Annotated in this window: 7 protein-coding genes and 1 pseudogene; 3 read left to right on the top strand and 5 right to left on the bottom strand. The window is 44.4% G+C overall.

The features are described 5' to 3' along the window. Window positions 1–2 precede the first annotated feature (2 nt). Complete coding sequence (locus M2374_RS19785) at window positions 3–1,589, bottom strand: EAL domain-containing protein (protein WP_181688563.1); 1,587 nt, start codon at window positions 1,587–1,589, stop codon at window positions 3–5. Between the two features lie 548 nt (window positions 1,590–2,137). Between M2374_RS19785 and M2374_RS19790 the strand changes: the two genes are divergently transcribed. Continuing rightward, entirely contained in the window at window positions 2,138–2,419 is a 282-nt protein-coding gene (locus M2374_RS19790) for a YjcB family protein (protein ID WP_096758704.1), read from the top strand. Window positions 2,420–2,500: 81 nt separating this feature from the next. Here M2374_RS19790 and M2374_RS19795 read toward each other — a convergent pair whose 3' ends face one another. The 3 genes from M2374_RS19795 to M2374_RS19805 all read right to left on the bottom strand — a co-directional run bounded on the left by M2374_RS19795 (window position 2,501) and on the right by M2374_RS19805 (window position 7,500). Next, a complete protein-coding gene (locus tag M2374_RS19795) occupies window positions 2,501–4,810 on the bottom strand; it encodes an autotransporter outer membrane beta-barrel domain-containing protein (RefSeq protein WP_181688564.1) in 2,310 nt (769 codons plus the stop codon). 951 nt (window positions 4,811–5,761) lie between these two features. Next, window positions 5,762–6,097, bottom strand: a complete 336-nt coding sequence (locus tag M2374_RS19800) for a hypothetical protein (protein WP_259155764.1) — start codon at window positions 6,095–6,097, stop codon at window positions 5,762–5,764. After that, window positions 6,094–7,500 carry a hypothetical protein gene (locus tag M2374_RS19805; RefSeq protein WP_259155765.1) on the bottom strand — a complete coding sequence of 469 codons (1,407 nt, stop codon included), beginning with the start codon at window positions 7,498–7,500 and terminating at the stop codon, window positions 6,094–6,096. The genes M2374_RS19800 and M2374_RS19805 overlap by 4 nt, the downstream gene beginning before the upstream one ends. Before the next feature lie 598 nt (window positions 7,501–8,098). Between M2374_RS19805 and M2374_RS19810 the strand changes: the two genes are divergently transcribed. Next, the gene (locus tag M2374_RS19810) at window positions 8,099–8,368 is read left to right on the top strand and encodes a hypothetical protein (protein ID WP_259155768.1); all 270 of its coding nucleotides are present in this window, start codon (window positions 8,099–8,101) and stop codon (window positions 8,366–8,368) included. A gap of 154 nt (window positions 8,369–8,522) precedes the next feature. Here the strand turns inward: M2374_RS19810 and M2374_RS19815 are convergent, their stop codons facing one another. Continuing rightward, window positions 8,523–10,379 carry a caspase family protein gene (locus tag M2374_RS19815; RefSeq protein WP_259155769.1) on the bottom strand — a complete coding sequence of 619 codons (1,857 nt, stop codon included), beginning with the start codon at window positions 10,377–10,379 and terminating at the stop codon, window positions 8,523–8,525. A 235-nt stretch (window positions 10,380–10,614) separates the two neighbouring features. On the opposite strand from M2374_RS19815, the pseudogene M2374_RS19820 reads away from it, so the two are divergent. Continuing rightward, window positions 10,615–11,747 (top strand): annotated as a pseudogene (locus M2374_RS19820) (IS3 family transposase). Window positions 11,748–11,783: the final 36 nt, after the last annotated feature.

Raw genomic sequence — 11,783 nt, forward strand, 5'->3', positions numbered from 1 at the left:
AATTATTGCCCGCCCTGCGTCAGTATGGCGGGCGAGCGCTTAACCCAGTGCATGAACTCCTGCGGCGGCAATGCTTTCGCAAAGTACCATCCCTGACAAAACTGTACGCCGCGCTCCAACAGCCAGCTGATTTGATCCGCTGTTTCGACCCCTTCTGCAATTGTCTTCAGGTGTAAACTTTGCGCCATTTCGATGATATGTTCGGCAATCATGTGGCTGGTACTGTTGGTGGTCAGCGTACTGATAAACGATTTATCGATCTTCAGAATATCCACATTCAACGAAGACAGATTGTGCAGATTGGAATACCCAGTCCCAAAATCATCAAACGCGACTTCATAACCCGCCTGACGAAATGCCTGAATAACCGGGGTCATCTTCTGCAAATCAATAAATCCGCGCTCGGTGACTTCAACCTTAATTTGCTGCGAACGTACAGAGTAGTCGCGTGATTTTTCAGCAATCAGCGCGATCAGCCGGGATGAATGAAAGTCGGAGGCAGAGAGATTTATTGAGATGTAAAGCTGAGGTTGTGCTGACAGAAAATAGCCCAAATCGTTGAACACTTCTTCGACCACATAATCCGTTATCTTCTCAATCATCCCTTCCTTTTCCGCCAGCGGAATGAATTCTGTCGGACTCATGACCTCACCTTTGCAACCGGGCCAGCGCAACAGCGCCTCGGCCCCAACGCATTGACCATTTTTGATATCAATGATCGGCTGGTAATGCAGGCAAAGCTGGCGTTTTTTGAGCGCGCGTTTTAACAGACGGCGAGGAGAATAGTATTGTTGGCGCGTACGCCACCACATCAGTAGGATCAGGATGCTACAGATCACGCCGAAAGGGAGCGTTAGTACAGCTTCATGATAGAAATTCTGATCAACGCGATCGTCCGTGGTCGAAACAATAACCGCAATGGGCCGCTTTTCTGAATGCACGATGGTATAGAAACGATCGTCTTGCTGGAATGTCGGGGCATCGCCGCGTACCAGCGGCAGTAATTGCGCAACGTTTGACCCTTCACTGGCAGAGAAAAAGCTATCCGTTACCGTATCATAGACACCCCAGGCGAGGTCCGGATCATCAGACATGACCTCGCTGTAGGATAAAGGATTGATAACGACAACGTAGTTTCCTCTTTGCATATACGTCATTCTGTAGCCAGAAAAAAACGGCGTATCGCGATAGTAATAAATGGAGATGTCCGGCGTCCGCTTATAGTCAGCGGTGGGCATAATATATGAGGCTGGCGGCACCATCGACGTTGAGCACAAAAAATGATCGCCCTGCGCATAAATGAGATCGCTGATATATAAACGCCCACGAATAATATTCAGCATACTTTTTTGATGCGCCGGGGTACACATCTCCCCTTGATACAGTTGTGCCATATCACGCGCGAGATCGGCTTGCTGGATCACCAGCTCCGTTTTATTGAGGGCCAGCTGCGCAAAAGTGCGGAGTTGATTGCGGGTTTCGGACGTCGCCCTGGCATGAGCAAACCATAACGCCAGTACCACGGGGAGCAATACCACCGTGAGTGTTCCAAGGAACCTCAGCGTCTTACGTCGCGCACTGTGAGTCATGTCAGCCCTATTTCCCTGTATCGTATATGCCAGTACCCATCAAGGCAGGATGCTATAAACGCCGGCTAGTTAAGTTGTATGAATCTATCAACATTCGCAACCGCCGTCTCTATGTAAAAGTCTGATAATAGCGGATGATGATATTCTTTTTCCGTAAGGCAAACTTAAAGTTAAGCTTATTTGAAAATAGCACACTGTAAAAGTCGTAATGTTTTATACGCGTTATACGGGCTTCGCATAAAAAATACATAAATTTTTTTAAAGATTAATTTAGGATAAAGATAACAAGCAGCGTAAATACACCTTCTATTACGAATGATGCATTCGCTCACCACACCCCATAACCACAATTAAATAAAGGTTATTAACCAATAAAAAGAGCGTCCCGCACTGGTGAACAAACGAACAGATGTGATATAGTTCACAAAAATCATGTAACAGAAACAGTGTTTCATTGATGTGCATGCCCGCCGATAGCCAGAGTGCCACACCTGTTGTGAACAACCCCGTGCTGTCCTGGGCATCAAGACTTTTTGAGGACGTTTTTCATGGCAACAATAACAACTGGCGTAGTTCTTCTGCGGTGGCAACTGCTGAGCGCAGTGCTGATGTTTTTAGCCAGCACGCTCAATATCCGTTTTCGTAAATCAGATTATATTGGCCTGGCCGTTATCAGCAGCGGTTTAGGGCTGGTTTTCGCCTGCTGGTTTGCAACCGGATTGCTCGGCATCACCCTGATGGACGTGTCCGCTATCTGGAATAACATCCAGTCTGTGATGGTAGAAGTGATGAGCCATACGCCGCCAGAGTGGCCGATGGTATTAAACTGATCAAAAGAAAGCGTCCGACTGAACTAAAATTTCAATCGGACGCTTATTTTTAGGTTAAGTGAACCCATTCAAAGCTATGAACTACCACTCCATACGGAAACCCGCGTTAACCTGCCAGTTCATATCAATGTCACCTCCCGCCGATCTTTCCAGATCAACATACAACCGGGAGTTATTGTTCTGAGTGAGATGGATATTGGTACCTATACCATAGTTGATCCAGGAGTCACTTCCCCCTTCGCTCACTTTCAGTGCGGCATCTTTACCCCAAACGGTGACATCACGATCGCCAGCAAACTCATGCAGCAAATCCAGCTTCACGTAAATATCGCTATCCGGGCGCGATTCAAACCGATAACCTCCGCGCAATCCAACACGGCCAATAACGCTGTCTATATCGTTTTGACGGACTTTCAACCCACTACTGGTGGTGTAACTGGCCTCATCCAGATAGGTATACACGAGCTGACCTTGCGGTTCGATAAACGTAGAGTTTCCTAAGCTAAACTCGCGACCGTATTCTGCGCTGGCACTGATTGACCATGTGCTGCTATCTGCAAAGCCAGAGTTGCCGTATGTGTTCCTGTAATTGAAGTCACTTTCATGGCGGCTATATTTCAACACCAGATCCAGGTAATCTTGTTTCTCTGGGCGATTCCATGCAGCATAAAGTGAACCACCGTAGTTCTTGTTATCGCCAGTACCATAAGTGAAGTCGGCATTGCCTCTCATGTAATGCGCGGCAATCCCTCGCGTCCAGACAGACGATTCGCCTTCGTCTTTGTTGTCATAACCGAGTTGCCAGAAGCTATACAGGTTTTTGAAGTAGCTCCCAGTATCACTCTCTATTTCACCACCTTTATAGCGTATCCACAGACCATTTTGCTGCTGATCCTGGCGGAGTTCGCCTAAACGCTTATTCAGGCTGTCGATTTCAAGACGAGCGGTCGCCATTGCGTAGTTCAGCCCAGCATTGGCGATCACGGTGTTACTACCTGCGCTGGCTTTCGTCGAAACACCCGTGATATACCAGTTGGTACCGTACTGGCTTTGCGGATCGCCTTCACGGATATCAGAACGCAGCAGTGGTTTATAGTCATACACATACTCGTTCGTAATATCGACTTTATCGTACGCTTCGAATGTCACATTACTTGCCGCATCGGCAACCCAGATATCTTCCTTCAAATCAGTGAGCTTGTTGATATTCAACGCTTCAATCGCATGTGTACCGCCGGTACTACTTTTAACAACTTCAATGAAGTCGCTGCCGTTACGTCGCTGCTCATCCGTTTTATTGGTATTGACATCAATCAGGAAAATACCGTTGTTCCCTTTCAAATCATGAATTTTAACGGTTTCGTTGATACTCTGATTGGTGTGCAGGTTAAAACCATGCAGGTTTACCGTACCGCCGTCTTTCAGGGTGATGGCACTGATTTCCGCATCTTTACCATCGGGGATCCAGTGGGCGTTATTCGCCAGCGTAAGGTTGAGATCGCCGCTCCATTTCCCGGTTGTTGCGTCAAAGAAGTTTGCTTCATGCCCATGCCAGTATGAATCTGCCCCATTAAGCGTAATATTCATCTGGCTTGTATTAGAATAAAGCTTATCACCGAAGTCGAGGTTACCTAATAGATTAACCTTGTTGCCTCCGGCCTGATTAATATTAACGACACCACCGTCTTTAGCACTGACCGCATCACTTTTTGATGAGCCTTCCGGGTAACCGCTATTGTTCTCCAGGAGTTCTTTAAAGTTACTGGCATAGGTATTAATGTAAACATCTCCACCGTTTGCCGTAATGGTTGAACCCGCACCCCGAGCATAGACTCCGTTATTAGCCAGCGTTGCATCTTCGCCCTGTTTGGTGTGCTCAACTTCAGAACGAATGTACACATTGCCGTTCACAGACACATCCGCGCCACCGCCTACATATAACGCAGTATTGTTGTGTGTATACTTATTGCCAATTAGGAAATTATTTTTAAGACTAAAATTGTCGACAGTCACTTTGGTGTCACTGCCTTCTGCAGACAACCCAAAGAAGGCTAACCCGGCACGATGATCCTGCTCCGTGGTCCCGCTAATATTGACGTTGTAATTACCAATATGATACTCACCACCCTGATCACTCGTGATGTTGCCAATCTTGACCTCAAGACCGTTACCTTCACCTCGCTCAGGATTGTCAATTTTCACCGTAAAATCGTAGTTGTTGTCGCCGGCAATCGTATCTTTGATGCTGAAACCAGGGAGCTCGGGGTCCTTACCGATATAGTTCAGTGTATAATCTTTAGCGAATGCCGCCCCAGAATATAGCGCATTACTAATGCTCACCGACAAGGCTAAAGGCAATATTACCTTAGCGTTATTCTTCCATTGATACATATATAGACTCCGAAGTACAAAAGAATATAGAAATATCAAGACGACTATCAAATCCTCATTAATAAAAAGAGATCGGAGAGCAATACACTTGTATCAATGATGAATTGACAATCTCAGAGCATTATTTAATGCGGTACATCACGCTGTCAATATTTTTTGAATCATGAAATAAATAACTTCGCAATAGTTTATTTAACTTTGACTACTATCAATATTATTAAGTGCATATATTAAAATATTAATTATAAACAATGATTATATTTCGCTTTTTCCTTACAAAATATTCGAATATTATATGTGAGAAGATCGTCAAATACAAAAAAGCCCCATTTTAAATGGGGCTTTTCATTCATTACGGTAATAATCGTTAAATCACGATCAAAATGGTTATGATCACCTGTGAATAATATTTTCAATTAAATTTAATAAAAATCATGGCATTGCTTAATGAATTTATATTTGTGTAATGATTTTAGTTAGACTTTATATGTCGCTATAGGAAAAATTTTACATTTTGGAACCGTGACGCCGTATGGGTCTAGGTATTACTGTCAGTCCACCCAAAGAGAGTGGAGGTAGTCGACCCCAAATGACATACCTCCGTTGACTCAATCATATTATTGTTCAAGGGAAGCATTATGTGTCTATGAAGCAAAAACGATCGGGAACATTATTAAATCTCATCATGAAAGATGATTTCTAAAATGGAAGAAATCAATTAATGAATGCTGAGCTACTCGAGAACATGAAAAACCTTGGGGCAATCACCGAATAAGCCGCCGGCAGACTGATGCTAAGGCCATACAGTCTGGAACCTGCGTCGGAGATGAATATATCCATGTGCTTACCGGACATCAGTCAACACAAGGCTGAAATATGGCTTTCGCCCGCTTCACGATGCTGCGGCAGTCATACCCGGCCACAACACTGCCCGGGTATCTACTATCAGGATCACCGCCAGTCATCTTCGTCGTATTCAACATCAGCGCCCGTTGGGTTTGCTTCAAGATTGTCTGAATCCATACTGAGCCGATACTCGCTGCTGTGCTGGCGCAGATTGATATCAAAATCAGTAATGGAATGGTTCATCTCCTCGGCTTCTGCCAGCACATCGAAACCGTACTCGCTGTTGAAGTAGATGTATAGCCCCCGATAGGCACGCTCTCCATCATAGTTACGGGTACCTGACTCCTCAAGGCCGAACTCAGAGGCACTGATGTCAAGGGCCTCAATCTCCTCGCCATTTTTGTCACACACTTCGATGACCACGCTTCCTGAAAGATTCATTTATACCCCCTCTGGTAAAGGTCAATTTTGTGGTTAAGCATCGACTGAAGAATGTCACGTTCGGGTACCAGAATTGCGTCCAGTTCATCCAGGAAAGATTCCATCTGGTCATAATCCAGTCGCAGGAGTTTATACATAAATTTTGTTCGGTACTCCCATGAGTTTTTGCGATTTTCGCAATAGGAAAACTTCTGGACATTGATGTCAGTTTCATCCCCTTCATAGCAGCACAGTACGCCAAAAATATTGCCCATGAACTTTGTCAGCTCGGCATTGATTTTCATTTCAGTAAGTAAGTTACGGGCATTACTGCACATCACCTGATGATTCGGGTCATAGATTTTTTCACTGAGCTCCCGCAGAGCCGGGTAGAGCATCAGGTCCCGGTTGGTGCTGCCGCGACGTATCAGTCGCAGGGACACCTTTTTGTTCTGCTCTTTTTTGGCGTACTGAGCGTAACGCACAAATTTCAGCAAACGGCCGACATATTTATCCTGAAGATTATTCTGTATTTGCGACCGCCAGTCGAAACTACTGGAACGATCCACAGCGTGGATGGCTGCAAAAGTCACCGCAATGCGCAAATCAGCCTCATCTGCTGCTGGCACTGCGGAAGGGTCTTCCGTTTCAGTCCATTGATTGAAAGCATGGATTACGCCGATGAGTTGTTCGCTTTCCCACCGGTGATAATGACCACTATTAATAAAATCATTTAGCACCATGTTCTTGCTGATGTGCCTGTGAAACGCTTGTGTTGAACTTTCTGCCTGCGTATCGTGCTGTGTCTCAGGGTAATGCAGGAGCAGAGGGTCAATAATACTGTCCAACCACCCACGGTCTTCTGCTGTTCCGGTTGTGTAATTAAAATCCTTGCTAAAAAGGTCCCCTTTAACACGGGGTCTCATACGCAAGATTTCAATGATGTGATTTTCAGTTGCGCGAAGACGATCAGAGGCCGATGCGTTAAATTGACCAAGGCAATAAAAATAGCCTTTTAAAATCTCGCCAGCGAGCCGACTAGGATGATACTTGTCATCCAAGTAATCATAGAATCCCAGTGTCAGATCGCCCTCGTCCTCGTAGGGCTTAATTTGCAGCTTCCATTTTGGAGCGAGTAGGTTTAATGCGCTAACCAGTGCCACTAACTTCTTAAAGGACTCAGTCTTAGTAAACGCAGGGTATTGTTGATCGGCTATCCCAAAGCTCACCATTTTCTTCACTGCCTTCCGCGCATTTTTCGTATCAGTGACCTTTGTATTGGCTTCAAACCTAGGAAACCGAGGTTTAAGTTCTTCTAATATTTCGTTAGCTTTATCCAGAATTGCGTCATCGTTCAAAAGAGGCTTATGCGCAAAGAACAGAGTTTCCGAAGCGAACTCTGTGGTTTTAATATTGACTGTCATTTCAGTGCCTTGTCTGCGGTGAATGTATGTAATCATGATAGCGAGAACGGCGAAAAAATCCCGGACGCTATCTTATATTTTCCCGATATCGGAGCAATTTTGTGAATTGGTGAATTGGTGAATTGGTGAATTGGTGAATTGGTGAATATGAATGTACGGGGTCAGGTGTCGGATTGTCGAACACCTGATTGGGCTGCCCCCCGGTAGACGATTCTGCCCTATAGTTATCACTTCCCTTATACCTATCAGGATAAAAGTTCGAAGGTAACCATGGTTGCTGGCCTGTCGGGTGCCGCATTCCGAGCTAAAGCGCTTGGTGTCCCTAGCATCGGTGGCTGGCATTACTCCCCGGCCGGTGAAGAACGCGGTGTTATCAGCCGTGATAATTTGAAGGTTGCGTATCGAGATCACGCTGTCGGCAAGGGAAGAAGATTACGAATGGCAGATTTTCCCGCTAGATGGCCGTGCAATGGAGAATCTGGAAATCATGCGAAGCCGGTTGCCTGAAGGCCGCAACTCTGAAGCATTTAAAAGCGGTATGGCCCAGATGCGTTTATAGGAGATGGTGTGCCAGACTCGCCTATACTATGACATCGACTTGGACTATGACGCAGCGGCGAATAAGCGACACGACATTATCAAAGGCATGTATATCAGCGGCGAGTTTTCTGCGCTGATGGCACGCATTCGCCAGGAACAGGAAGTGCTGAGGCATGGCCTGAATGTTCAGATTGAAAATGGTGTAGCCGGTGCTTCCTTCCCACTAATAAGTGCCAAAAGGCTTGGGAGGAAGAAGGACGCTTCACGCGGATACTTCTCGACTTTCGGAATCGCGACTTCATGCCAGACGCTGGATTTAACTGGCTAGCAAATTTTAGTCAACAATCTGGCGTTATACAGTAATCAGCCAGAGAGTACCGTTATGAAAATGGATGCCCGCCGCGCGCTGCAAATGAACACGGCGGTTGAAGAGAAGTACAAGTTCAAAAGAGAACGATAAAGTTTGCCGTTCAGGGTGTTACTTAACTTCCTGAGCGATTTTTTGGTTTCTTTTTTTTTCTTGTCCCAATTTTATCAACGTATTTTACAGCCTGTTTATGATCAGTTTCTCCCCTACAGTAAAAATGCACAAAACCATCATTAGTTAGAATTAAAATGTTTCCATCGGGCTCAAAAGAAACACCTTGAATTTTATTCTGAGGCGTACCAACTGATATAGTCTCATAAGGGTCAAAAGTACGATAATCTATGAAATATAAAATCCCTTCATCACTAGCAGCAACTATAAGAGGATCAATAGGCGAGACTTTTATAAAAACTATTGCATTGTCAGATAAGTGTTCTTTTAAGAAGGAGTTGGCACCTCTATCCAGAGTCCACGGTTTATATAAAAAATCTTGTATTAATTGATCATCATTTGTTATGTGTATCAGTGAATCTCTCCTCGTAGAAAATGAGCGCACGGTTTCGCCAAGAGATAAAACCCTCTTCACTTCAAATGTTTTGTTGTTAACAAAGAAAATGTTACCACTTGAACACGAGAGTGTGACAGTCTCAGAATCAATAACGTCTATACCATAGACGTATAATAAACATTCAATATCAACATTATTATAAACAATCCCATTCCCAGCTAATGAAACCGAATGAACTCCATTATCTGAACCTATCCATACAGTATAGTCATCAATAAATTTTGCCACGTATAAATTATCACCAACAAGAACTTCTTTGTGTTCGATGAAATTTATATTATCCAAGATAACAAATTCTGTCATACCTACTAAAATGGTGTATTGGCCATTTGGTGACACTTGGATACATCTAAAATCCCTAAAGTCAAAATCTGGGTTTACTTTCGTATCTCCAACCAGGATCGAATTATCATCAATGGCTAACACCAGACCTACATTAGAGCTATAATCGATACCAAGTATAATATCCTCCTCTAATTTATAAATATTGTATGCACAAGTTTGATTAACTGCAAATATTGCATGGAAATTACCATACACTACTTGCTTCCTGCCCAATAAGCTGATGCCAATCTCTTCCCCACTAAAGGGAGTCCTAATGGAATGGACATATTCATAGTTAGGCAAATCGCCAAAGGTTAGGGATTCATCAAGGCATGAGTAAAACCACGGCCGTTGATCTGCTGGAGATAATTTAGTAACTTTAGCACCAACTGTTTTGAACACATCGTCTATGCCTATATTATGTTTGAGAATGTATTCACTTAAATTTTTCGCATAAAGACTAATCCCTTGCCCCTCGAAGGCTTTCGCTCCTGAACTGGTTGAATAGGCAATCGCAAGATTTTTGTATGTATCAATATTTGGCTCAAAGCCGATACGGCTAGCAAATGATGTATAATCGTTATCTTCCCAACCTCCTACATGATTGCGGCAAGAATCTAAAACAACCACCTTCGCTTTTGCTTTTTTTTCGATTGCCACTAACAGCTTATCAAGGTGGTATGTATACATGGCTATTTGATATGCCGTTTTTCCTGAAAGATCCACTGGCAATAGATACCCTCGACCATTTATTTCAAGTGCATGGCCAGAGTAGTAAAAAAATAATAATTCATATTTTGTACTATTTCTTAAATTTTCAAAGATGTTTTCAAAATCTTGTATTTTTAGATTGTAATATTTATCAACGGTAAACCCTCTACTCAGCAGAGAATGCTCTACTGCTGCAATATCATTATCTGGAGTTTCTAAATTTAAATCTTCAAGGTCATAAACACTATTACTTATTAAGATCGCATGCCTTTTGCTCATCAACTTTAACCCCGCTCTAAAGGCCTTTGTAGTAGCTACTACAATATTAATTCCCCTAATATCATAATTTAACGGCAATTTTTCAATCATCTTTATGCCAGTCGCCAGATTTTTAGCAATTTATGTAAACAATACCGCACACCCAACATGCATCCTCACCGGTGCACTTCCGCTAATCTCCCGCCCTTAACTAAGGGGGTAACGGACTGTGCTTTCCAATTTCAGATGGTCAAATAGAACTTGGATTGTAAGCATCCCGGCCAAACGGCCCATTCACTTTTAGAGGTCTTCCGACATACTGACTATGTCCCCTGAGGAGATCGCTATGAGCAAGATACGATTCACTGAGCACCAGATCATCGCCGTTCTGAAGTCTGTCGAAGCCGGACGAACCGTTAAGGATGTCTGCCGTGAGGCCGCTATATCTGAAGCCAGCTATTACAACTGGAAAGCGAAATATGGTGGGATAGAAGCGGCTGATATTAAAAAGATAAACGATCTGGAAGACGAGAACCGACGGCTCAAACAGATGTTTGCCGATCTCAGCCTTGAATGTCTGGCACTAAAAGACGTTATCGAAAAAAAGCTTTAAAACCAGCGATAAAGCGGGAGCTCGTCAGCTATCTGACGGCACAATTTACAATGAGCATCCGCTAGGCATGCAGGACGTTATCGCTGAGCAGGACGGTGTATTTTTATCAGCCTGATACCCAGCGTGATGAACCGGTGATCCATGCGCTGACTGAGCTGGCAGAACGTTATCCGCGCTATGGTTTTAAGAAGCTGTTCCATCTGCTGGCAGGCAGGGCAATACCTGGAACCATAAACGTGTTCACCGGATTTATTGCCTGCTGAAACTGAATTTTCGTCGCAAGGGAAAACAGCGACTGCCAGTGCGTAATCCAGCACCACTGCCGACGCCGCAAGCGCTAAACCAGAGCTGGTCCATCGATTTTATGCACGACGCGCTGGTCTGCGGCAGGCGCTTCCGGACCTTCAATTTGGTGGATGATAGCTCTGGCGATAGAAATCGACCTGAATATCCCGGCTCAGCGGGTCATCCGGGTGCTGGACAGGGTCGTAGCAAACCGCGGCTACCCCCTGAAAATGCGGATGGACAACGGGCCTGAACTGGTTTCGCTGGCGCTGGCACAATGGGCCGAAGAACATAGCGTACAGCTCGAATTTATCAAGCCGGGTAAGCTTACACAAAATGCTTTTATCGAACGGTTCAACCGGACATACCGGACAGAAATCCTGGATTTTTACCTGTTCAGAACACTGAATGAAGCACGGGAAATTACCGAGCGCTGGTTGATGGAATATAACAACGAGCGGCCTCATGAATCCCTGAATAACCTGACGCCGGAAGAGTACCGGATGATGGCTGAAAAACCGGAAATCTCAAAAAGTGCGTGGAACAAAAACAGGTGTGCTTACATGCAAAGACAACTATGATAACCTCTCTTAAGTCGGTTTTTACACTATGGAACA

Source organism: Citrobacter sp. JUb117, assembly GCF_024809055.1.
In the GTDB taxonomy this organism is placed as follows: Bacteria; Pseudomonadota; Gammaproteobacteria; order Enterobacterales; family Enterobacteriaceae; genus Citrobacter; species Citrobacter gillenii.

Bases quoted from the DNA above. Each gene is read 5' to 3' on its own strand.
- M2374_RS19785 (WP_181688563.1), bottom strand. From the start codon at position 1,589: ATGACTCACAGTGCGCGACGTAAGACGCTGAGGTTCCTTGGAACACTC.
- M2374_RS19790 (WP_096758704.1), top strand. From the start codon at position 2,138: ATGGCAACAATAACAACTGGCGTAGTTCTTCTGCGGTGGCAACTGCTG.
- M2374_RS19795 (WP_181688564.1), bottom strand. From the start codon at position 4,810: ATGTATCAATGGAAGAATAACGCTAAGGTAATATTGCCTTTAGCCTTG.
- M2374_RS19800 (WP_259155764.1), bottom strand. From the start codon at position 6,097: ATGAATCTTTCAGGAAGCGTGGTCATCGAAGTGTGTGACAAAAATGGC.
- M2374_RS19805 (WP_259155765.1), bottom strand. From the start codon at position 7,500: ATGACAGTCAATATTAAAACCACAGAGTTCGCTTCGGAAACTCTGTTC.
- M2374_RS19815 (WP_259155769.1), bottom strand. From the start codon at position 10,379: ATGATTGAAAAATTGCCGTTAAATTATGATATTAGGGGAATTAATATT.